The following is a 22952-nucleotide window of genomic DNA, read 5'->3' as shown; positions in this document are numbered from 1 at the left end:
CTCCAATTTTTTAATAAAAGTCCCTTTCGGGGATTACCAGATAGACATGATCTTTTTCAAGGTATTCAAGTAGTATGACACGATCATTTTTTTTGAGCTGATTGGGTGTTTTTGCACGAATATTTAAGATCAAACCGGCTCCAGCATCGTTGAACTCAGCTTGTCCGAAATGCTCGTCAACGCGGGAGCTTCGTATGACAACAGCTTGGCCTAAAAAACTTCTCTTGCTTCTTGCTGTGTTTTTTCTAAATAGCGGCTTTAAAGGGATCACTAAAAATCGAGTGATCAAGAGCGCAAAAATAAAGGAAGTGATTAAGATGGCAGTGCCTAATACCAATTTCCAAATGCCATTTAAAGCAAAAGGAAGTAGCCAGACACAAAAATAGGAAGTCCACCAGGCTACCAGTGTCAGTAGACTCAATATAACCATCACCGGAATTCCCTGAAAGCCAAGCTTTATAAGAAAGCCCGCAACACCTGTTAACCCTTCCAGGCTATCAAGTTCTGCATCAGCATCGATCTCTGGGAGATCCAGAGTGTCAATATCAATTAATCCGAGAATTGCTATTAACCAGTAGATTACAACTACCAATAGGAGAGAAGTAAAAACTGCCACGGGATAGCTGGCAATAATTAAAATAAAAACGTCCATTGTTAATTACTCCTATTGAATGATCGCTTAATCTATATTTTAAGCATTATTCTGCTTGGTTTGTTGTTTTTCCTTTAACCGATTTAGAACATTGGTAGCGCTTGTTTCCTGTGGCGTAATACCGGCTGCTCGTAATTTTTCGGTTAACACATCGCCTCGACTTTCGGCTTCTAATTCCTGAGCAGATTCCATTCTGGCCGCATTTTCGGCTTGTTTCATTTTAATTCGCTCCAGCGAATCCATAGCGGTTTGTAACTTGGCTTGACCGCCGGCATAGCGGCTGGCAACGGCGGCTTGGGCGCGTTGAACCGACTCAGTAGCAAGCACCGTATCGGCTTGTTGACGTAAGCGCTTTAAGTTACCTTCTGCAGATTGGACAGCAGTGCGCAGTTGATCAACACTTTTACCGTAGTGATCGACGATTTCTTGCTGTTGCGCTAATTCAGTTTCAATATTGGCAATTTTTAGGGCCACTTCTTGTGCTAAGTCTTCTTTGCCTTTTTCCAGTGCGGCAAGTGCATAGTCTTCATACTCTGTAACCTGGCCTTTAAGCACCGTTAGCTTATCAGTTGCAACACGGTGCTTGGCCATGATTTCTGCTAAAGCGAGTTTGGCTTGATTAAGCTCTGTCCCGGCATTGCGAATCTCTTCATCCAGTATCACCATTGCCTGGCTGTCGACTATGGACTCACCGAGCGCATTAGCATTGCCACGCAAAGCTGTCATTAACTTACTCCATACGGCCATGCTACACCTCCACCATCATTTGACTAGGCAAGAATTTTGAATAGGCATCCGCTGCCTTGATGACATTGTCTGCTAATAACTCAATTTCAAAAACAACATCGAAGAGTGATGAAAAAGCACTCAGCGCGCCGAACATGGTGTAATAACGCTCACCTGTCGGTAAGGTATCCAGACTGATTGTCGATAGGGGGAAAATTTTATGGGTAACGAGAACTTCATCATTGAAGGCCACGACATCATTAACCATATCCTGGGGCCATAAAAGACTTTCAGCCAGAATCTGTTCACCGGCGACGGTAACATAAACAGGAAGATCTCCCATGGAATGCAATACCATGTGGATCGTTGCTTTTGTACTCTCTTCCAGCTTTATACTAGCTTGATTCGACGACACCATTTCTGTTTCAAGCAGGGCTTCAAACAGAGAATGTGTAGTCCATGTGTTCTTTTTGTTCATACTTACCTCTATTTCCTTAAGTTGGGTATTGCATGTTTTACCGCTAGTAATCAAAGGGTTGCGAAAAACCTGCTCGTATTGAGACAAAATCCTAGCGTGGTTCGGATGAATCCATACCTCCTTTTTAACTAGGCCTTGATCGCGTAGACGTTTGCGATACTCACGTTGGTAGTCGGCTGATGTTTTTGGTTTTTTCATGGTGATAATATTTAGTCATTACATGTAAAATGTCAAGCTTACATGTAATGGTTTTTCGTGTTAATGCATCATAGCAAAAGTGGTCGGCATGATGCTATTCGATTCTCATTTCTATTTGATGAAAAATTTCTTAGAGTCATGTACCAATCCATAGTGGGGCGAGTTAGCCTTGGGTTCCCCGGCCTCGTAGATGTGTTTTGCCACATTTTAGTGCGTAGATGCACCGATTGAATTCAGAATACTAGCCTAGATATTCGTCATACCGGCATAAGTTTTTTTCATTTAGTTGATCTTAAGCATATTTTCACTCTTTTTTCTTTGCGGTTTGGTTTTGGCACTTTTGTTGCAGAAGCTATTTTGTGTGAATCAAAAGTTGCAATAACGACCAACCTGACTGAGGATAGCTAGATGAAGAAAACCTTTAAAACATTTAAGCGCGGACTGCTCGCCAGTGTGGCGGCGGTGGCTGTAACCCTGTCGATCAGTGCCCAGGCAAACCTGCTGAGTGAGATTGAAGAACGTGGTGTGATTCGGGTGGCGGTACCCCAGGATTTTCCACCTTTCGGCTCTGTTGGTACCGATATGCAGCCGCGTGGCTATGATATCGATATGGCCAATTACATCGGTGAACAGCTGGGTGTGAGTGTTGAATTGATTACCGTGACCAGTGCCAACCGCATACCTTACCTGCAAACTGGACGTGCCGACCTGGTGATCTCCAGCCTGGGTAAAAACGAAGAGCGTGAACGGGCCATAGATTTCAGCGATGCTTATGCGCCTTTCTTTCTGGGCGTTTTTGGTAACCCGGACATCGCTGTAGCCGCGCCAGAAGATCTTAGTGGTCATGTCGTAGGGGTCACCCGCGGCGCGGTAGAAGATATGGAGCTGGAAAAAGTCCTGCCAGCTGATGCCACACTGCAGCGTTTCGAAGACAACAATACCACTTTGTCAGCCTATCTCTCCGGACAGGTTCAGTTGATTGCCACTGGCAACCTGGTAGCGGCAGAAATTGCCGAGCGTCGCCCTGAGCAAGCGCCAGTGACCAAGTTCATGCTGCGTGACTCACCTTGTTATATCGGCCTGAACAAAGGTGAAGCTGAGCTGCAGGCACGGGTGAATGAAATCATTGCCCAGGCATTGCAAGATGGCACCTTGAATAGTATTTCAGAAACCTGGTTGCGCGCGCCTTTGCCTGATGGCTTCGGTTCTTGAGGACGGATTGATGCTGAATTTCAGTGACCTGTTGCCCTATAGCAACCTGCTTCTGCAGGGGCTTTGGGTCACCGTGGTGCTGACCTTGTATGCCACGCTGGGAGGCGTGGCTATAGGTACGGCCTGTGCGGCAGGCCGTCACTACGGTGGCAAACTGTTACGCGGAGCGATTGGCAGCTATGTGGAATTGATCCGTAACACGCCCTTTATTGTGCAGTTGTTTTTTATCTTTTTTGGTTTACCTGCACTCGGTATCAAGCTGACCGCTTGGGAGGCGGGGTTATTGGCCATGTTGATCAACCTCGGAGCCTATAGTACCGAGATTATCCGTGCCGGTTTAGCGGCAACACCCAAGGCTCAGGTCGAAGCGGCTCGCGTGCTGGGGTTGAGTCCTCGCCAGGTGTTTTTTCGCGTGGTACTGATTCCGGCGTTTGAGAAAATTTATCCTGCGCTGACCAGTCAGTGCATCATCGTGATGTTGGGATCGGCGGTGGTGTCGCAGATATCTGTGATGGATCTGACCTACGCCGCGAATCTTATTCAGTCACGCAGTTTCAGAAGCTTTGAGGCTTACCTGGTCGTTGCCGGGATGTATTTGCTGTTTGCCATCCTGATGCGTCAACTATTTGAGTGGGTGGGGCGGCGCTTGTTTCGTCACCGGAGGGCTGCGGTATGATCGAATTTTCTAACTGGGATTTGCTCCGTAATCTGTTATTGGCAGCTCGGTGGACGATTGCGTTGTCACTGACGGCCTTTATCGGAGGAGCATTGGTTGGTCTGTTGCTGACAGCCTTGCGCTTGAGTGGCCGTCGACCGTTACAGTGGCTGGTGCGGTGCTATGTCGAGCTGTTTCAGGGAACGCCCTTGCTGATGCAGCTGTTTCTGGTGTTCTTTGGTCTTTCACTGCTGGGGTTTGATATCTCAGCCTGGGCGGCGGCCGCCTTTGCGCTGACCTTCTTCACCAGTGCCTTTTTGACTGAGATCTGGCGTGGCTGCATTGATACCTTGCCTCGTGGTCAATGGGAAGCGTCCCGTTGCCTGGGGTTGAATTTCAAGCAAACCTTGAGCCGGGTGATACTGCCGCAAGCGGTACGTGTGGCCTTGGCGCCCACGGTCGGGTTTTCCGTACAGGTAGTCAAAGGCACTGCTTTGGCCTCTATTATCGGTTTTGTCGAGCTGACCAAGGCCGGTACCATGCTGAACAATGCCACCTTTGAACCCTTTAAAATTTTTGCCATGGTTGCGTTGATCTATTTTGCGCTCTGTTATCCGCTGTCCCTGGCGAGTCAACGTTTGGAGAAAAAATTCAATGGCGCTGGTTAACATTGATCAGGTACATAAGTATTACGGTGACCTGCATGTACTCAAGGGTATCGATCTGAAAATTGATGCCGGAGAGGTGGTCTCCATTATTGGCCGCAGTGGTTCGGGAAAAAGTACCCTGTTACGTTGCATGAATGGACTGGAAGCCTATCAACAAGGCGTCATCACGGTAGATAATAAGGAGGTCAGCAGTGATGAAAAGCAGGTGCGCCTGCTGGCACGCAGTGTCGGCATGGTGTTCCAGAGCTTTAATCTGTTCCCGCATCTGACTGTAGGCGAAAACATCATGCTGGCACCCAAGCTGGTGTTGAAACTATCCACCCAGGAGGCGCGTGCGCTGGCTGAGGATAAACTGGCGAAAGTGGGGCTGGCTGAAAAAATCGACGAATATCCAGATTGTTTATCCGGCGGGCAGCAGCAACGTGTTGCGATAGCGCGCGCTCTGGCGATGTCACCCAAGGTGCTGCTCTGTGATGAGATTACCTCGGCACTGGATCCTGAACTGGTCGGCGAAGTGCTGCGAGTATTGGAACAACTGGCGGCAGAGGGTATGACCCTGGTACTGGTTACCCATGAAATGAATTTTGCCCGCGATGTTGGTGATCGGGTGGTGTTTATGCACCAGGGTAAGGTTTGGGAAAGTGGGCCAGCCAAGGCTGTTTTTGATCAGCCTTCTACACCGGAACTGCAAAGCTTTATCAACGCGGTATTATAACCAGGAAACAGCATGCGCCGGATTACCGAGACGATACGCCAGAACTATGATCAGCTCTCCCCCAGTGAGCGGCGGGTAGCGGGGTTTATTGTTGACCATCTGGATGATCTGGCGACCTATAATTCGGTTGAGCTGAGCCGTCAGTGTGATACCTCCAAGGCGACCATTAGCCGTTTGTTTCGCCGTTTGGGTTATGCCAGCTTCAAAGAGGCTCGAGAGGAATTGCGGCGTTTACGTCAGTCCGGCGTGCCCATGCCCGGGCCTAAGCTGCAAGCTGGAGGGAGTCTGATTGATCGCCATCTGGCCAGTGAATTACAAAATCTGCAACGGGTCACGAGGCTGGCGCAGTCGCCGCTCTTGGCCGATATCACCGAACATCTGGCTGATGCCGGGCGTATCGCCGTGATCGGTTTTCGCAACAGTTATCCGGTCGCTCTGCACCTGCGCCAGCAACTGATCCAGATTCGCTCAGCGGTTCAACTGCTGCCCCAGCCAGGGCAGACGCTGGGTGAAGAGCTGGCCGATCTGACACCACAGGATCTGGTGGTGTTGATGGCGTTTCATCGGCGCCCGGCTGGCTTCAAAGCCCTGGTGCGTACGCTGATACAGCGGCAGATTCCGGTATTGCTGCTGTGTGAGCAGGACAGTGGCCTGGCAACGCTAAAACCCAATTGGCTATTGGAGCTACCCCTGGACAGTGTCTCGGCGTTTGATAGTTATGCTTTGCCGATGAGCCTGGTCAGCCTGATCAGTAACCTGTTATTACACCACCAGTTGGATCGGGGGCGTGCACGGATTGAACAGATCAATCAGCTGTATGAGCAGACCGAAGAACTTGACCTGAATCTTAATGTGTAACATTTTGTAACTAATGATGAGAGACGATGATGCAAGCCGCTGATAATCCTTATAAACGCAGTATTAACCTCGCCGATGCCCGTTTGGGCACCCGGGCTGTTTTTGTCACCGATGACTGGTTTGCCGATGTTAACCGCATGCTGCAACCCGAGCCACCTGTGTGGAAAGATGGGGTGTTTGATGACAATGGCAAATGGATGGATGGCTGGGAAAGTCGGCGCAAGCGTTTTGAAGGCTATGACTATGCAGTCATTCGCCTGGGTGTACCGGGGTATGTTCAGGGTGTTGATATTGATACCTCCTTCTTTACCGGGAATTATCCACCGTCGGCCTCCTTAGAGGCTTGTTTCTGTGAGCGCGGTGATCCGGACGAACAAACACGCTGGACCCAGATTTTAGCGTCTGTTGATCTTCAGGGTAATAGCCATCATTTGCATGCCACCACACTTAACGATCAGGCATGGACGCACCTGCGCTTTAATATCTACCCCGATGGTGGCATCGCACGCTTGCGTGTTTATGGTATTCCCTACCGTGACTGGTCTTCTGTGAGTGAAGCTGAACAGTTAGATTTAGTCTCGGTATTAAATGGTGGTCGGGCACTGGCGTGTTCTGATGAGCATTATGGCAGTATCAGTAACCTGATCAATCCGGGTCGTGGTATCAATATGGGCGATGGCTGGGAAACCGCACGTCGTCGTACGCCGGGCTATGACTGGGTGATTCTGTCACTGGGGCATCCGGGTGTGGTGGAAAAAATTATCGTGGATACATTGCACTTCAAGGGTAACTACCCGGATAGCTGCTCGATTCAGGGTGCCTATGTTAAAGGCGGCACTGAAAGCCAGATTGAGACGCAAAGTCTGTATTGGAAGGAACTGCTACCCTCGCAAAAACTGGAAATGCATCAGGAACATGTTTTTGCAGCAGAATTGCAGGATCTCGGGCCCATTACCCATGTGCGGTTGAATATTTTCCCTGATGGCGGTGTCAGCCGATTACGCCTGTTAGGACACATTGCGAGGTGCTGAAGATGTCAATGCAACTGCAACCTACAGCGCTGACGGCTGAGAATTTTGCCGCCTTTGGGCAGGTAATTGACCGCCAGGTTCACAGCCATTTCCTCATCAATGGCGGTAGCACCGAGCGCTATCACCAAATGGCACAGGTCGAAACGGGTCCGGCAGATGGTCGGGCCATTATCAGTGTGTTTCGCAAACCCCTGGCGGATCAGTTCCCTCTGACGATTCAGATGCTGGAACGTCATCCACATGGCTCGCAGGCGTTTATTCCACTCAAGGGGCATCCCTTTCTGATCGTCGTCGCACCACCGGGCAAACAGCCTGATCCACAGCAGATGCGCCTGTTTATCAGTGATGGCTCTCAGGGTGTCAACTATGCGGCCGGCGTCTGGCACCATCCATTGATTGTCTGTGTGGATGGCGATGAATTGTTGGTGGTGGATCGCAGTGGTCAGCTCGCCAATTGTGACGAATATACCTTTGCGGCTGATCAGCTCCACTGGGTTGACCAGCCCTGAAACAGAACAGGATAGAACGATGCAAAATAACGCCGAGTATCCCCGCGATCTGATTGGCTACGGGGCCAATCCCCCTGATCCACGCTGGCCGGGCAAGGCCAGGTTGGCTTTGAATTTTGTCCTTAATTACGAGGAAGGCGCTGAAATGTCAGTGCTGCATGGCGATGCCCATGCGGAAACCTTCCTGTCTGAGATTGCGGGTGCATCACCTTACCCTGATCGCCACCTGAGTATGGAATCCATCTATGAATATGGCTCACGGGCGGGTGTCTGGCGGATATTGCGTGAATTTGAACGCCGTGACCTCCCCATGACTATTTTTGGTGTTGCTATGGCGTTGGCACGCCATCCTGATCTGTGTCATGAGTTCCAGCGCCTGGGGCATGATATCTGCTGTCATGGCTTGCGTTGGATACATTATCAGGAAATGCCAGAAGCCCAGGAACGTGCCCATCTTCAGGAAGCAATGCAGATCTTCAATACGTTGACCGGGAACCCACCACTGGGCTGGTACACAGGTCGTGACTCACCCAATACCCGGCGACTGGTGGTGGAGCAGGGTGGTTTTCTCTACGACTCCGACTATTATGGTGATGACTTACCTTTCTGGACTCAGGTGGATACGGCCAAAGGAGAGCGTAAATCCCACTTGGTGATTCCTTATACCCTGGACTGTAACGATATGCGCTTTTCGTCACCCACAGGTTTTGCAGATGGCGATAATTTCTTCACCTACCTGCGTGACAGTTTTGATGTGCTCTACGCCGAAGGCGCTGATGCACCGAAAATGATGTCAGTGGGTTTGCACTGTCGTTTAATCGGTCGTCCCGGCCGCTTTCGGGCGTTACAGCGCTTTCTTGATTATGTGCAGCAGCATGACGACGTGTGGATAACCCGGCGAGAGGATATTGCCCGTCACTGGATAGCTGAACACCCCGCGCCTTAAGCCGCGAGCTAGAGATAACAACATGAAACTGCGTACTAACATGACCGTCAATGGACGCTTATACCAGAAGGGTGATGAAATTCCCTGGTATATAGTCTATCCATTTTTTCTGTTTCACATGCTTATGTTTGGCGGCTCAGGTTTCTTTCTGGCCTATGCCGAAGACTCCCCTGATATAGTATTTCTGTATATGCATGGTGGTATCGCGATTTTGGTATACACCATTTTCTACCTGGTCATCTTTGGCCGTGATCAGGTCAAATGGATGTTCATCAATGCCGGACTCGGGCTACTGGGAATTTACACGCAAATGGGTTGGTTATTATCCTTGTTCGACCGGGATATCAGCGATTATCCGATCCAGGTACATGTCATCCCTTTTCTGTACTTTGTGCTTTATACCTTCCTGCTTCATCAGGCTGTGCTCGATATTACCCACTCCCGAGAAAGTGACATCAAACGCAGGCGAGTAGAGATGAGTTATCTTGTGATCCTCACGGGGGGCTATTTGATGTCTTACTTTCTAACCAAGTAGCATCACACAGAAGGTTGTTGCTCTGTTGGTTTGCGCATTAGATGCCAAGCCAACATCCCTGCCAATAATCCCCAGAAAGCACTGCCAATACCAAACAATGTCATCCCCGATGCGGTGGCCAGAAACGTGATTAAAGCTGCTTCTCGACCCTCTGTGTTCCCTAACGCGACAGCCAGACTGTTTCCGATCGTTGACAGCAAGGCCAGTCCGGCCAAGGTCAATACTAAGGCTTGCGGAAAGGCGAACATTAAGGTCGCCACTGAGGCTGCGAGCAGGCCACTGACAATATAGAAAATGCTGGCGGATACGGCAGCGGTGTAACGGCGCTGCTTATCAGGATGCGCTTCTTCACTCATGCAAATAGCGGCCGTAATCGCCGCTAAATTGAGGGCAAATGCACCCAATGGAGCCAGTAACAGGGTGGTGATACCTGTCCAGGTGATGATGGGAGATAAAGGTGGGTTATAACCTGAGGCTTTAATCACTGCGATGCCGGGCATATTTTGAGAGGCCATGGTAACGATAAACAATGGAATACCGACACCGATGAGGGCGGCAAATGAAAAAGACGGCGCGGTAAAAACAGGGATGGCAAACTGAAAAGCCAGTGTATCCAGATCAAATTCCCCCATCCAGGACACCATCGCCACCGCACCCGTTAATACGATTAAGATTGCATAGCGGGGTAACAACCGTTTGCTGATTAAATACACAAGAAACATGCTGATCACTAAGATCAGGTGAGTTTCGGCGGACTTAAAGGCCGCTAATCCAAACTGTAAAAGAACGCCTGCCAGCATCGCCGTTGCCAATTCCTGGGGTAAAAACTTCATCAAACGTTCAAACCAGCCAGTAATACCCGCAAGTGTGATTAAAGCACCGCAAAAAATAAACGCACCTGTCGCTTCAGCCATCGACAGTCCAGGTAGGCTGGTCACTAACAGTGCAGCGCCAGGCGTAGACCAGGCTGTTAAGATCGGGGTTTTGTAATACAGCGATAACCCCAGCGTGGACAGGCCCATCCCGATGCCCAGCGCAAAAAACCAGGAGGTTACTTCTGCTTGTGATGCCCCTGCAGCCGCCGCCGCTTGAAAGATGATCACGGCCGAGCTGGTGTAACCGACCAGCACGGCGACAAAGCCTGCCGTAATGGACGAGAGCGAAAAGTCTTTCATTAGTGCCATGGTCTGATCCTGATAGCTCTGGTTATGCGTTCTGTTTGTGCGTTATAGCGCATTATTTGGCGAGCATAGCATTGTGCGTTATAGTGCACAAATCATATTCTTGATAGCAGGCGGGTGGATGGAGAAGGTAACTGTGGCATTAGGTAAACGTCTGCGCGAATTGAGACGGTCACTGGGCTGGAGTCTGGATCACGCGGCAGCACAAACGGGTGTCAGCAAGGCCATGCTGGGACAGATAGAACGCGGTGAATCCAGTCCGACCATTGCCACCCTGTGGAAGGTTGCAACCGGTTTTCAGATCTCTTTCACCCGCCTGGTCGGAGGGTTATCTTTTAATCCGCTAGCCTTGGCTGACAATGAGCATTTACATGCGCTTGAATCTGATCCGGGTATTGAGGTGACGGTACGCTTTGCCTTTGATCCCAGTGTTAACTTTGAATGGGTGGAGCTACGACTGGCACCGGGCAGTGAATCACACTCAGATGCACACCAGACGGGGGTTACGGAGCGTTTACTGGTGCTGGAAGGTGAGTTGGAGTTGTGGCTGGCGGGTGAATGGCAGTGTTACCAGGCGGGGGAAACTGTGTGTTTTGATGCCGACCAACCGCATGGTTATCGCAATGCCGGTCAGGGTCTACTGGTGTTTGAGGATGTGATTCATTATGCGTGATGAGGGTCGAATTAATCCCAGCGAGCATCACTTTCCGAAAGTTTAAAGTACACATCGCGGCCGTCTGCACACAGTTGAGTGACAGCCTTCGGCGAGCCATCATCATTAAGCGAAACCAAGCCTATGCCTGACGCATTCAGGAGTCTTTCACCCTTATCGGCATGATCTGGTTTATGCGGTATGACGCGCATTCGACGGCGTCGAGTGAACCAGTTTAGTGGTGATTTAGGTGAGTATAGCCAGCGATTTAAGCGATCAAACACATCTAACAGGCGTTTGGGAAATTCGTTTTTAATACCACTGCTGGTGATTTGCCAGACATCAGGTCGGCTGTTGATCCCGCGTAATTGCACTTTATAGACAAACGAGTAATGCACATCGCCGGATAATATAATGAAATGTTTGGGTGTTTTAGCATGACGAAACATATTCAATAATGTAGAGGCAGATCCTGGGTGAGCCATCCAGTTTTCTGCATCTACCAGCAAGGGTTTACCAAACCAGGTGAATACGCGTTGAATATTCTCAATTAACTTAACGCCAAAAATCGGTGCGGGAGAGACCAGTACAACGGCATCCAGGTTCATCAGCTGTTGTTGCAAGTCAGTTAAGGCCTCCCAGTCCATCAGGCCAGACGGTTTAGCCAGGGACTCTTCCGAACGCCAGCGATGGGTGCGGGTATCGAGTACCAATAGCGTAGGGCTTGTTGGCCAAAGGTAATGCCATTGGGAAAAGGCTAATAACTCCTGTAACAAATGGTCATGCTGCTCTGATCCGGGTTTTTCCAGGGCATGTTGTACGCGATCCATTAACTCATCAGAAAAGTGCTCAGGGGCATTGCCCCAGCCCTGACAGAGTAAATAACCTAAAAGCGCATTACCAATAATGCGCGCTGAGAAGGGATGGCCATAGGCGGTCTGTTCCCATTCAGCGGTTAGATTCCAGTCATCAGTGACATCATGATCATCGAAAATCATGGCGACCGGCAGATGGGCCATGGCACGTCGAATCTGAGGTAAAGAGCGAATAAAACCCTCTAGCACTCGCCGTTCTCGACGAAATTGCTCTTCTTCAGTTGCACTTAAGCCATTCGGAAGTGCTTTTTGTGTGTCATTATTTAGTTTTTTCCAGCCTTCCGGCGACCACACCAGTAGATACATCGCAAGAACTTCTGCTATGGATATCAAGTGGTTATGTGCAGAAGCAGAGGTGAAAACTGGCTTGCGAGCACCGCCAAAAACTTGCGATAACATTTTTTGGCTGGCTTCGGTATTTGGCAGTAATGATTCTCGATAATAATAGCAAGGGGTATCATTGTGCAGACGTGAGGCTTGTTTAACGTCTACACAAGGTAAGGTTTCATCAGGCATTCCCAAATGTGGGATTAAATGATGTATAGCCCAGAGCATGGGTCCGGCAACATCATCGGCATAGATTTGATCACCGTTCATGATCAGTAAACTCGGCCATTCTTCGGTGGGCGTGGATGCTAACAGAGTGTCTACACGCACTAATCCATCACCAGAGTCATGGTGGGGTTTTCGACAAGAACCATGCAAGATATGGCTCAGTTTTGGCTTTATCACAAAGAATGGTTTTTTATGGCCGGGATAAACCAGATCTTCTGCCCAGTGATTCCAGCCTAAACCATTCAGACGCAAGTCATACTCAATTTCTTTGTCAGTTGGTAATTCGCGAGCCGGCGTGACTTTCAATAAATGAATATACAGGGAGTCACCGGCTTGCATTTGTTGATGCGCTAGAGTGCAGTCAACAGCTATTGCCGTGTTCGAATCAGGTGTCAGAGGAATAAGATTTAGGCTGGGCTCGGCTGGCGCATCTGTGACCCACCAGAATACCACCTCTGATGGTGTCGTGCGCCTTAGAATTGGCCCAGCTAATAGAGTAATAGTCTCGTGCACTCTTATCAAACTCCTGTGTTTCTTTTAATTATTGAGAACATCCCAGACAAAGAAGTTCCATTTCTATTAATTTTTATAGCTTGCGGTTTTTTACGCATCTACTCTATCTTACAGTGCTTTTTGGAGCACATTTGAACAATACAAATGATGATTGATTCCTGTAGCAAAATCTTTGGCAACTCTCTAAAAAGAGTATTCAGGTTATCTTAGCCTCTGATGTGCCGAATACCGAAGACAACAACGTGTTTCGTTTTCATGGCGAGAAACTCTGGTTCTACCAGCTAGGGTATTCGCAAAGACCCGCTGGGTATCTTTATTTTGGAGAGAGCCTGGCCCGAGCAGTTAATCACACTCAGATGCGCACCAGATGGTGTTATTGAGCGTCTGCTGATGTTGAAGGATGTAATTCATTACAAAGGCCTCTGGTCAGGAACTAGTTTTGTATCGTTATTCTCAGTCGCCTGACGTAGCTGAGAAGGGGGCATACCTCTTGATTGACGAAAGCGGTTTGAGAAGTGGCTGGATGAACTGAAACCACATTGCTGGGCTATCTCAGTCAACGAAAGCGGGCTATTCTGCAATAACTGTTCGGCACGCCGTAAGCGACGCTGTAAAACATATTGATGGGGCGCAATGCCGAGGCTTTGGCTGAACATTCTGGAAAAGTGGTATTCACTCAGGCAGGCCTGCTCAGCCAGATCGCGCAACAGCAGGGGTTGATCCAGATAGGTTTCGATATATTCCTGAATGCGTTTCAGCAGGCTGGGTGCCAGGCCGCCCGTCACACGTGGCAAGTGCCATTGGCACTGGGAAAAGCTCCGGAGCAGGTGTATCAGCAACAGGTTACTGGCGCTGCTAAGTGCTAACTGGTGACTGCGTTCTTGCCAGTCAAGGCTAAGCAGGAACTGCTGATAGAGTGCGGTAATGCTGGCATCTTCAGCAAAGTACTGCTCATTCAACTGCAGACTGGCGGGTGATCTATCCCATATCTGCTCTGCCAGACTGAGTAGATGCTGATCGGTAAAGTACAGATGCACAAACTCCAGCGGTCCCCGTACATCCCAGGCACTCTCCAAACCTTTGGGCATCAGGCAGAAGCGTCCCGGAGCTCCGCCATTCTTCCAGCCATTTTGGGTGCGTCGATAACACTCCAGCCCTTCGGCAACGTAGAGGCTCAGGGTGTGATGACTAGGACAGTCCAGTTCGATCAGGTCATGACTGTTGTACCAGCGAGCTAACCCCATGTCATTGCTCAGGCTGCCAGTGGCCCTGAGGTCTGCTTTATGCATAAGCATTTGTTCAACGACTTGGTAATGGGATGACATGCCGACTCCTGATAGGTATCTCTATGGATAGTAAGCAGCAATGCGGTGCTTGCCAAGCTGTGCAGACGCTGCCGTGATAAAAAAGCGCAAGAATGTGCAAGTGTTAACCGCTAATCTACAAGCAGTTTAGTCGTTATCTGGGCAAAATGAATGCATGAACCCGCTAGCTTAGCGCTCGGAGAGCCTTGATGAATGCCATACTCTATATCACCACTGTACTGATTTGGGGCACTACCTGGATTGCCATTGCCTTTCAACTGGGCGAGGTTCCTGTGGCCTTGTCGGTTTTCTACCGTTTTGCCCTGGCTGGTGCGACATTGCTAATCTGTCTGGTGCTATCAGGGAGGCTGCGACGCATTGGCACCAGGGATCACCTGTTTTGCCTGCTGCAAGGTATGTGTGTCTTTTGCTTCAATTTTTTGTTGTTCTACACCGCCACTCAGTACATCACCTCGGGCCTAATCTCGGTGGTGTTTTCCATGGCGGTACTGTTTAACGCGGTCAACAGTGCGTTGTTCTTCCGGGTAACGATTACCCCGCGTATCTATCTGGCCAATGGCCTGGGCCTGTCAGGTATGCTGCTGTTGTTCTGGCCAGATCTCAGTGGTGAGCAACTGGACCTGGAGGTGTTTTTCGGCATGGGATGCGCCTTGCTGGGTACCTATGGTTTTTCGCTGGGCAATATGATCAGTTTGCGTCACCAGCGAAAAGGCCTGGATCTGCTATCCACCAATGCCTACGCCATGAGTTATGGAGCCCTGACGCTGTTGTGTATTGTGTTGGTCAGCGGTACGCCCTTCGTGCTGGATACCCGTATGAGCTATCTGGGCGCATTGTTTTATCTGGCGATTTTCGGTTCGGTTATTGGCTTCGGTGCCTACTTTGCTCTGATAGGGCGGATAGGGGCTGGACCCGCCGCCTACGCCACCTTGCTGTTTCCGTTGGTCGCACTCGGTATTTCAACCTTCTATGAAGGATATGTCTGGACCCTCCCAGCCTTGGCCGGTCTGGTCATGATTTTGATCGGCAATGCGGTGATGTTTATAAAAACGACCCTGTGGCACCGCGCTGTAAAGCCGTCTGATATAAAAGCCTCGGTATGAAGACATGAATATGCTTGCGGTTGGCTGGCAACGCATTTCTGTGCTATCGAGTCGGTGTTTAAGATGCTCAGACGGCTCTGCTAAATTGAGTGAACTCATCGCTGCGCAGTTGTTCCCTGGCAAGGGCGGTAAGGAGACTGCATAGCGGGCTGCAATTCTGATGGAATATGCAGCTTGAGATAGCGAGCAGGATCATGTGATTGCCCAGCCGCCAAACCGTGCTGAAGGGCACCTAAGTTTTGCCTATTATCAGGTGGAGGCTCTTCACCAATATACAAATACACCACCGGGTTCCTTCGAAACGTTGTACCTAACTCAATGGCTTGAATGCCTGAACTTGTGAGATTGGTGCGATAGCGGTAAAGATAGGCAGACATCAACTCATCACCATCTTGAATCACATAACGAAAATTGAATTCATCGTTACTTCGGTCATACCCTGGCGACCTGTGAGAAAAATATCGAAAGCCACTGCGTACCAGCGCTTCTATACCATTATGTGTGCCTTCATCTTTGGGAAATTGCAGGTTCACGCTCGGTTCTAAATAGAGCTGCATCTGCATTTTGGGAGAGTCGGGAAAGTTAATCATCTCCGTCCAATACACTCTCACGGCCATCAAACCAGGGTCTAACTCAACCGCATCATCTGGCTCTAATGAAAACACCCGAGCAAATTCAGCGTTATATATCAGGCCGTCGTTAAATTCCTGGCAGGTCGTTGTGCTTACTGCTGCATTGTGGTCGGTAGTAGCAACGGCAAGATCAGGCTCAGTACTTGCCTCCTGGCAGGCACTGAGCAGGAGGGTAAGACAGTTTAAGATTAAAAGCCGTACAGACGGCTTTGCTAAATTGAGTAGGTTCATCGCTGCGCAGTCGTTCCCTGACAAGGGCGATAAGGAGATTGCATGACTGACTGCAATTCAGACGGGATACGCAGCTTTAAAAACTCATCAGGGTTATGCCGCTTTCCCTGAGACAAGTCATTCGCTAATAGTGAGTCTCGTCTTCGATCAACTGGCTCTTCACCAATATACAAATACACCACCGGGTTCCTTCGAAATGTTGTGCCTAGCTCAATGGCTTGAATGCCTGTACTGGTCAGATTAGTACGGTAGCGATAGAGATAGGCTGACATCAGCTCATCACCATCCTGAATCACATAGCGAAAATTGAATTCATCGTTATTATCAGGATAAGCATAAGGGCGATGTGAAAAGTATCGAAAACCACTGCGTATCAGCGCTTCTATACCATTATGGGTGCCTTCATCTTTGGGAAATTGCAGGTTCACGCTCGGTTCTAAATAGAGCTGCATCTGCATTTTGGGAGAGTCGGGAAAGTTAATCATCTCCGTCCAATACACTCTCACGGCCATCAGGCCAGAGTCCAGCTCAACCGCATCATCTGGCTCTAATGAAAACACCCGAGCAAACTCAGTGTTATACACCAGGCCATCATTAAACTCCTTACAGGCGGCACTTAAGTCCCCTGCAGAAACCCCAGGTTCAGTGCTGACTTCCTGACAGGCGCTGAGCAGAAGCGTAAGGCTGCCCAGCACCAATAGCCGTTTAAATTTTATGACCATTCGAGAGGCTCCTGATAGATGGGATCACGTTCAAGGACTTGCACCAGGTTACGGATGCTATGCGCGCACAGGGCTGTATAGGTTCTGAGTTGCAGTGTGGGAACCATGCCTAATTCTGAGCGATGACGATGGGTTTCGGGGAGCGTTTCTCGTGCTCTTGATTCACACGCCAGGTTTGGTAGAGTTAATAACTCCCGCATGGTCGGTGTACCAAAATTGGCAACTGGGTCGCCTTCCGTTTGTACATGCAGCGATTTTCGGTGGCTATTGTAATATGTGTCCAGCCCATTCATAACACGGTCTCGAGCAAAGCGCACAGAGCCTTTGCCCCACAAATGGCGCGCACTTCGCGTGACGCCGGGGGCATTAAACGTGACTGTTGGCAAATCGCGCCTGCCTCGACGCCATTTATCCACAGAACACAGGGCAGCCAAACCACCCCCTAAGGAGTGGCCAGTGATATAAAGCACATGACCTTCACTTCTTTCCAGCGCATCGCGTAGTGCAGCAAATGCATCGGGGAACTGCCTGACCATGCGCCCGCGGAGAATGTCACGATTGCTGGCCATATCGCCATCCAGAAGGCCATCTGTACCACGGTAGGCTAAAATATTCTCAAAAATACCATTGTCTAATTGTCGCCTGAAAAGTACGCCAAAAAAACCACTGGTTCGGGGGCCGTAACGCTGAAGTCTTGTCCATCCTTCAAGTTCCGGGATATTTTGATAACTGGCTTCACATGCTTTTGCGAGATCTAACAGACTGGGCATCTTTATTTCCTTATTCCTTGATGATTCACTCTGCTATACATCCTTGCAGAGGCTTTTAACTTCACTCCGGTTATCGATTCTAAAATAAACCCCTTTTTTTGTAAAATATCGCACCTGAATACAATATGAAGTGAGTTTGGTACCGGGTAATGAATCACAACAAGATGCGTATCAGGTAGGGGGGGCTGCGGGTGTTCGAGGAGGTGTTTTGTTATGGGCCAGATAGATAACTCAGGTTGCCCAGATCCGTGGCAGACAAGCCGGACGGCCCATAACGTTGGGTCGTACCGCCTGCCAGATAGCTATCATCTGCTTTAATAACGGTTCGGTTTGATGGCCCAGCAGACGCACCACGATCAGGCTGTCGAGTCGGGTGGCACCGGCCAGAATAGTGGCATCGGCTGATTGGGTAAATACCGCCCTGACCTGCTCCAGTAGAGCGTCATCAGCGGGATGGATCAGCAGGGTGGCTTGCATGGGGTAGCCTCTGAGGCCTGCTGACGCCTGCTGCAACTGGTCAGCCTCAGAGTTGAAGTGCTCAATCAGCAGTGGCTTTGCATCGATACTGAGCTTTAGCGATGAGCGTATCTGCCCTCGATCAAAGCATTCGTTGATCACCGGACGTCCCAGGCATTGCATCTCCCAGCCGATAAAGCGTGACTCGCTGTGCAGCTCAATGTGCGTCTGCATTGCCAGTCGGCTGTCCGGAAAAAAGATATTCTCCTGGGGCAGCCATTCAAGTGCGGCCTGTTCGGCGACCTGAAAATGCTGGCGATACTGTGCCAGACGTCCTCCGGAGCGATAAAACTTGGTCGCACCGGGGGTGGTGATCAGCGTATGGGCTTCGGGCTGTACATGCACCGCCACTTCCAGCCGGTCACCCCCGACAACCCCACCGGGTGGGTGCAGCAGATAGCTGTGACAAACCGGGCCTTCCGGATAGAACGCCCGCTGCACAGATAACGGCCCGATGCGCTGGCAGTGGATCAGCCGGGTACGCTCACGACGAGGACTGTAGGCCAGTGCAATGCGTGCGCGCCAGCCATCCTGGGTATCCGGTTCTATACTGGGCTGGCTCAGGTCGGTCATACAGGCATATCCTTATCAGGCCGCATCCAGCATGCCCTGTTTGATCACAAAATCGATAATCACATCCAGACCGATGCCTTCCTTGAGGTTGGTGAACACATAAGGGCGGTTTGGACGCATGCGTTGGGTATCGGCTTCCATCACTTCGAGACTGGCGCCGACATAGGGTGCCAGGTCGATCTTGTTGATCACCAGCAGGTCGGATTTAGTGATGCCGGGGCCACCTTTGCGCGGAATTTTTTCACCCTCGGCGACATCGATGACATAGATGGTCAGGTCGGCCAGTTCCGGACTGAAGGTAGCGCTGAGGTTATCACCGCCACTTTCGACAAACACCACATCCAGATCTTTATGCAGTCTGGCGAGCTCTTCAACGGCCGCGAGATTCATCGAGGCATCTTCACGAATCGCGGTATGTGGGCAGCCGCCGGTTTCAACCCCGACGATGCGATCCGCGGGCAGTGCTTCGGCACGGGTCAGAATCTTGGCATCTTCCTGGGTATAGATATCATTGGTCACCACAGCGATGCTGTATTGGTCGCGGATTGCCTTGCACAGTACTTCTAACAGTGCGGTTTTACCGGAACCTACCGGGCCACCGACACCGATGCGTAAAGGAGATTTGTAGTCACTCATGATGTGGTCCTGTTAACAGATTAGGAGCGAAATAAACGCGTATATTGTGTTTCATGGCAGGCGCTGGCGATGGCCAGTGCCGGGGTGCAACCGGCTATGGACTCATCGGTAATAGCCAGCGCTTGCTGTTGTAATTCGGGCAGGGTTTCAGACAGGCTGAGCAGTAGTTGCTGGCCGCTGGTTTGCCCCAATGGCACCAGTTTAACTCCCGCCATTACGCTGTTTTCCAGCCAGCTCCATAAGTAGCCACTGCAGAGCTCATCCAGCGGAATCTGCCAATGCTGTGCGGCCAGCGCCATACCCGCCAGCTGTGTCGACTTGACGGCATCGATACTGGATGGCGGAATTTCTATGCCCAGCGACGGTAGCAATACCGCTAACGCCTTACCGCGCTGCGACTCTTCCGCACGCAGTTCGGCTGTTTCCCGGCTGGCACAGAGGTACTGGCACCAGTAATCGATCTGCTGGCTATCGGCCTGTGCAAAACCCTGATGCAGCCGGATTAATACCGGTAACTCCAGGGTGCCGACACTGTGCTTGAGTACACTTTCCAGCCAGGCATACAGGCTTGGCTGATCTGTGACCCAGCCCGCCTCTATGGCCCACTCCAGGCCTTGCGAATAGGTGAATGCACCGATAGGCAAAGAGGGGCTGATGAGCTGATAGAGGCGCAGGCTGGGTAGCATGATATTAACCCAGCAGAGTAATCAACAATGCCGCTGCACCACTGCCAGCGCCCAGCCACTTGGGCTGAAAGGTCTTACCCAGGGCGAAGCCTGCCGCCAGGATCAGCGCCGCCATGATCAGCATGCCAGGCATAAAGGTAAAGACACCGCCTGCGGGCATTTCCAGTCCATGGGCCCAACCGTGGAACATTACCAGCGCCAGTGCAGCGATCATCGGCAGCAGGCCACGGGCGGCAAAGAACAGCGCAACAGCAATCAGGAACATGGAGGCTACAATCATCACTTCGATTCCGGTGCCAAACCCAGTCAGCAGTCCCAGCATCGCACCGGCAAACAGGATGCCTAAAGTGCCGGTATACAACTGGGTACGTTGTTTTACCGACTGCCAGGCGCCCAATGCGCCTATCCCCAACAGCATGGTCAGGTGGTCAAGACCGGTGAGCGGATGCAGCAGGCCGGAAATAAAGCTGCTGTGGCTGTGATCCTGACCGGAATGCGCCAGCAGCATGGGCGAAACCAGCATCAGAGCGGCCGTGATAGCGAAGGTGTAGGTGGTTTTCATGGGACGTTCCTTTATCAGTCAGATTAATGCGTATGCGAGTGGTCATGAGCATGGCTGTGACCATGATGGTGACCGCTCTCACTGCTATAAGCACCGGCTTCGGGTTCAAAGGGTTGTTGTTCGCAGATCACACTCACGCCCAGGCCCTCGACCATGGCATCCAGCACATGGTCATGCTGGTAGCGCACAAAACCAAGTGCTATCTGCAGGGGGACATGGCGGTTACCCAGGTGATAGCTCACGCGAGTTAACAGTAAAGTGTCGTCACAACGCACGGTTGAAACGGTTTCTGGTGAGGCTTTCACTAGCACTATGAGCCCACATTCGCTACGTAAGCAGTCTCCACCTCGCAGAATCAGACCGCGTGGCAGAAACAGTCCGGCATCACGGCCATCATCCAGCTGCACCTTGAGGCGGCTGCGGATACGCTGATCGATACTCAGGCTCAGGCTGACATCAGTCGGTTGCGGGCTGTCCAGTTTTTCAGTGAGTCGAATCATGTTCTGTCCGTTGAGTTGCTGTGGTGCGATTAAAAAAGGAAATAGCGCTGCGCCATCGGTAGCTCCGTGGCTGGCTCACAGGTTAGCAGTTGCCCGTCAGCCAACACCTCGTAGGTTTGTGGGTCGACACTGATCACCGGCTGATAGCTGTTGTGAATCATCTTGTCCTTGCTGGCTGTTCGGCAATCACGCACTTCACCTATCAGGCTTTTCAGCCCCAGCTGCTGAGGCACCCCAGCGCCAATGGCCGCTTTGGACAGAAACAGCATGGAGGTCTGCTGGCAGGCTTTGCCGTAGCTACCAAACATAGGCCGGTAATGCACAGGTTGCGGTGTCGGGATGGAAGCATTGGGATCACCCATCGGGGCCATGGCGATAAAGCCGCCTTTGAGGATCAGGCTGGGCTTGGTGCCGAAAAAAGCGGGTTTCCACAGCACCAGATCGGCAAGTTTACCCGCCTCAATCGAGCCGACTTCATGGCTGATGCCATGGGCGATAGCCGGGTTGATAGTGTATTTGGCGATATAGCGCTTAATACGGAAATTGTCGTTTTCGCCAGTATCTTCAGACAGTGCCCCACGTTGCACTCTCATTTTGTGGGCGGTCTGCCAGGTGCGCATAATCACTTCACCAACCCGACCCATCGCCTGTGAATCGGACGATATCATCGAAAAAGCGCCCAGATCATGCAGGATATCTTCAGAAGCGATGGTTTCACGACGGATGCGGGATTCAGCAAAGGCAACATCTTCAGCAATGGAGGGATCCAGATGGTGGCAGACCATCAGCATATCCAGATGCTCGTCTACGGTATTCACCGTATACGGGCGGGTGGGGTTGGTAGAGGAGGGCAGTACATTGCTTTCGCCACAGGCCTTGATGATATCGGGCGCATGGCCACCCCCGGCCCCTTCGGTGTGATAGGTGTGAATCACCCGACCGTTGATCGCGGCGAGGGTCGACTCAACAAAACCGGATTCATTCAGCGTATCGGTATGTATGGCGACCTGCACATCCATTTCATCAGCCACACTAAGGCAGCAGTCGATGGCTGCAGGTGTAGTGCCCCAGTCTTCATGCAGCTTAAGCCCCATGGCACCGGCCAAGACCTGTTCGCGTAGTGCTTCCGGCAGGCTGGCATTACCCTTGCCCATAAAACCGAGGTTCATCGGAAATTCATCGGCTGCTTCGAGCATGCGATGAATATTCCAGGGACCGGGCGTACAGGTGGTGGCATTGGTGCCGGTAGCAGGACCTGTCCCGCCACCGAGCATGGTGGTGACACCGGAGCAGAGCGCTTCTTCGATCTGTTGTGGGCAAATAAAATGAATATGTGCGTCGATACCACCCGCCGTGAGAATCTGACCTTCGCCAGCAATGACTTCCGTGCCTGGGCCAATGATGATATCCACCCCGGGCTGAGTGTCAGGGTTGCCGGCTTTGCCGATCTTCAGGATACGCCCTTCTTTAATGCCTACGTCGGCTTTGATAATGCCCCAATGATCGACTATCAGTGCATTGGTGATCACCAGATCCGCTGTTTTGGCGCTGGGACACTGAGCTTGGCCCATGCCATCACGGATAACCTTGCCGCCACCAAATTTAACTTCATCACCGTAGATCGTCAGGTCGTCTTCCACCTCTAACCACAGCTCGGTATCGGCCAGTCTAAGTCGATCACCCTTAGTTGGACCAAACATTTCGGCGTAGGCCTGTCGTGAAATCGTTGCCATGTGC

Annotated in this window: 26 protein-coding genes; 11 read left to right on the top strand and 15 right to left on the bottom strand. The window is 50.9% G+C overall.

The genetic code is table 11. The annotated features are described in order from the left end of the window. Positions 1–10 precede the first annotated feature (10 nt). From F5I99_RS16900 to F5I99_RS16890, 3 genes are read right to left on the bottom strand one after another with little or no spacing between them, the layout of a single operon-like run. A complete protein-coding gene (locus F5I99_RS16900) occupies positions 11–652 on the bottom strand; it encodes a hypothetical protein (RefSeq protein ID WP_151058051.1) in 642 nt (213 codons plus the stop codon). 39 nt (positions 653–691) lie between these two features. Beyond that, positions 692–1399, bottom strand: coding sequence for a PspA/IM30 family protein (locus F5I99_RS16895; protein WP_151058049.1), 708 nt, complete (start codon positions 1397–1399; stop codon positions 692–694). Between the two features lies 1 nt (position 1400). Beyond that, entirely contained in the window at positions 1401–2054 is a 654-nt protein-coding gene (locus F5I99_RS16890) for a YjfI family protein (RefSeq protein ID WP_151058047.1), read from the bottom strand. Between the two features lie 408 nt (positions 2055–2462). Between F5I99_RS16890 and F5I99_RS16885 the strand changes: the two genes are divergently transcribed. From F5I99_RS16885 to F5I99_RS16845, 9 genes are read left to right on the top strand one after another with little or no spacing between them, the layout of a single operon-like run. Beyond that, positions 2463–3266: a transporter substrate-binding domain-containing protein gene (locus F5I99_RS16885; RefSeq protein ID WP_151058045.1), complete on the top strand. Its 804-nt coding sequence runs from the start codon at positions 2463–2465 to the stop codon at positions 3264–3266. Between the two features lie 10 nt (positions 3267–3276). Further along, positions 3277–3942, top strand: a complete 666-nt coding sequence (locus tag F5I99_RS16880; protein ID WP_151058043.1) for an amino acid ABC transporter permease — start codon at positions 3277–3279, stop codon at positions 3940–3942. Further along, positions 3939–4589, top strand: a complete 651-nt coding sequence (locus tag F5I99_RS16875; RefSeq protein ID WP_151058041.1) for an amino acid ABC transporter permease — start codon at positions 3939–3941, stop codon at positions 4587–4589. The genes F5I99_RS16880 and F5I99_RS16875 overlap by 4 nt, the downstream gene beginning before the upstream one ends. After that, complete coding sequence (locus tag F5I99_RS16870; RefSeq protein WP_151058039.1) at positions 4576–5304, top strand: amino acid ABC transporter ATP-binding protein; 729 nt, start codon at positions 4576–4578, stop codon at positions 5302–5304. Before F5I99_RS16875 ends, F5I99_RS16870 begins: the two co-directional genes overlap by 14 nt. Before the next feature lie 12 nt (positions 5305–5316). Then, complete coding sequence (locus F5I99_RS16865) at positions 5317–6162, top strand: MurR/RpiR family transcriptional regulator (protein WP_151058037.1); 846 nt, start codon at positions 5317–5319, stop codon at positions 6160–6162. Between the two features lie 26 nt (positions 6163–6188). After that, positions 6189–7193 carry an allantoicase gene (gene alc, locus F5I99_RS16860; RefSeq protein WP_225307453.1) on the top strand — a complete coding sequence of 335 codons (1005 nt, stop codon included), beginning with the start codon at positions 6189–6191 and terminating at the stop codon, positions 7191–7193. A 2-nt stretch (positions 7194–7195) separates the two neighbouring features. After that, positions 7196–7702 (top strand): ureidoglycolate lyase, encoded by a 507-nt coding sequence (locus F5I99_RS16855; RefSeq protein WP_151058035.1) that lies wholly within the window; start codon positions 7196–7198, stop codon positions 7700–7702. A 19-nt stretch (positions 7703–7721) separates the two neighbouring features. Further along, complete coding sequence (gene puuE / locus F5I99_RS16850; RefSeq protein ID WP_151058033.1) at positions 7722–8648, top strand: allantoinase PuuE; 927 nt, start codon at positions 7722–7724, stop codon at positions 8646–8648. 22 nt (positions 8649–8670) lie between these two features. Continuing rightward, positions 8671–9183 (top strand): hypothetical protein, encoded by a 513-nt coding sequence (locus F5I99_RS16845; protein ID WP_151058031.1) that lies wholly within the window; start codon positions 8671–8673, stop codon positions 9181–9183. Between the two features lie 2 nt (positions 9184–9185). On the opposite strand, the gene F5I99_RS16840 is transcribed toward F5I99_RS16845, so the two are convergent. Beyond that, positions 9186–10367, bottom strand: coding sequence for a benzoate/H(+) symporter BenE family transporter (locus F5I99_RS16840; protein WP_325062998.1), 1182 nt, complete (start codon positions 10365–10367; stop codon positions 9186–9188). A 118-nt stretch (positions 10368–10485) separates the two neighbouring features. Here F5I99_RS16840 and F5I99_RS16835 point away from each other — a divergent pair, with 118 nt between their 5' ends. Then, entirely contained in the window at positions 10486–11037 is a 552-nt protein-coding gene (locus F5I99_RS16835) for an XRE family transcriptional regulator (protein WP_151058029.1), read from the top strand. An 11-nt stretch (positions 11038–11048) separates the two neighbouring features. Here the strand turns inward: F5I99_RS16835 and F5I99_RS16830 are convergent, their stop codons facing one another. Both F5I99_RS16830 and F5I99_RS16825 read right to left on the bottom strand, forming a co-directional pair. Next, positions 11049–12959 carry an alkaline phosphatase D family protein gene (locus F5I99_RS16830; RefSeq protein WP_151058027.1) on the bottom strand — a complete coding sequence of 637 codons (1911 nt, stop codon included), beginning with the start codon at positions 12957–12959 and terminating at the stop codon, positions 11049–11051. A 410-nt stretch (positions 12960–13369) separates the two neighbouring features. Then, a complete protein-coding gene (locus F5I99_RS16825; protein WP_151058025.1) occupies positions 13370–14284 on the bottom strand; it encodes a helix-turn-helix domain-containing protein in 915 nt (304 codons plus the stop codon). Positions 14285–14472: 188 nt separating this feature from the next. Between F5I99_RS16825 and F5I99_RS16820 the strand changes: the two genes are divergently transcribed. Beyond that, entirely contained in the window at positions 14473–15387 is a 915-nt protein-coding gene (locus F5I99_RS16820; protein ID WP_151058023.1) for a DMT family transporter, read from the top strand. Positions 15388–15482: 95 nt separating this feature from the next. On the opposite strand, the gene F5I99_RS16815 is transcribed toward F5I99_RS16820, so the two are convergent. From F5I99_RS16815 to ureC, 9 genes are all read right to left on the bottom strand, one after another. Next, complete coding sequence (locus F5I99_RS16815; protein WP_151058021.1) at positions 15483–16274, bottom strand: hypothetical protein; 792 nt, start codon at positions 16272–16274, stop codon at positions 15483–15485. Further along, positions 16247–16972: a hypothetical protein gene (locus tag F5I99_RS16810; RefSeq protein ID WP_151058019.1), complete on the bottom strand. Its 726-nt coding sequence runs from the start codon at positions 16970–16972 to the stop codon at positions 16247–16249. Before F5I99_RS16810 ends, F5I99_RS16815 begins: the two co-directional genes overlap by 28 nt. Further along, entirely contained in the window at positions 16963–17742 is a 780-nt protein-coding gene (locus F5I99_RS16805) for a lipase family protein (protein WP_151058017.1), read from the bottom strand. The genes F5I99_RS16810 and F5I99_RS16805 overlap by 10 nt, the downstream gene beginning before the upstream one ends. A gap of 231 nt (positions 17743–17973) precedes the next feature. Continuing rightward, the gene (locus F5I99_RS16800) at positions 17974–18831 is read right to left on the bottom strand and encodes an urease accessory protein UreD (RefSeq protein ID WP_151058015.1); all 858 of its coding nucleotides are present in this window, start codon (positions 18829–18831) and stop codon (positions 17974–17976) included. A 15-nt stretch (positions 18832–18846) separates the two neighbouring features. Further along, a complete protein-coding gene (ureG, locus tag F5I99_RS16795; protein WP_151058013.1) occupies positions 18847–19467 on the bottom strand; it encodes an urease accessory protein UreG in 621 nt (206 codons plus the stop codon). Between the two features lie 20 nt (positions 19468–19487). After that, positions 19488–20153, bottom strand: a complete 666-nt coding sequence (locus F5I99_RS16790; RefSeq protein WP_151058011.1) for an urease accessory protein UreF — start codon at positions 20151–20153, stop codon at positions 19488–19490. A 4-nt stretch (positions 20154–20157) separates the two neighbouring features. Beyond that, on the bottom strand, positions 20158–20715 hold the full coding sequence (locus F5I99_RS16785; RefSeq protein WP_151058010.1) for a HupE/UreJ family protein: 558 nt from the start codon (positions 20713–20715) through the stop codon (positions 20158–20160). Positions 20716–20738: 23 nt separating this feature from the next. After that, the gene (gene ureE, locus F5I99_RS16780) at positions 20739–21215 is read right to left on the bottom strand and encodes an urease accessory protein UreE (RefSeq protein ID WP_151058008.1); all 477 of its coding nucleotides are present in this window, start codon (positions 21213–21215) and stop codon (positions 20739–20741) included. A 29-nt stretch (positions 21216–21244) separates the two neighbouring features. Beyond that, positions 21245–22948 carry an urease subunit alpha gene (gene ureC, locus F5I99_RS16775; protein WP_151058006.1) on the bottom strand — a complete coding sequence of 568 codons (1704 nt, stop codon included), beginning with the start codon at positions 22946–22948 and terminating at the stop codon, positions 21245–21247. Positions 22949–22952: the final 4 nt, after the last annotated feature.

Origin of the sequence: Nitrincola iocasae (genome assembly GCF_008727795.1) — a bacterium.
GTDB classification, from domain to species: domain Bacteria; phylum Pseudomonadota; class Gammaproteobacteria; order Pseudomonadales; family Balneatricaceae; genus Nitrincola; species Nitrincola iocasae.
Note: the sequence above shows the minus strand (reverse complement) of the source record. Positions and strands in the feature narration are given on the sequence as shown.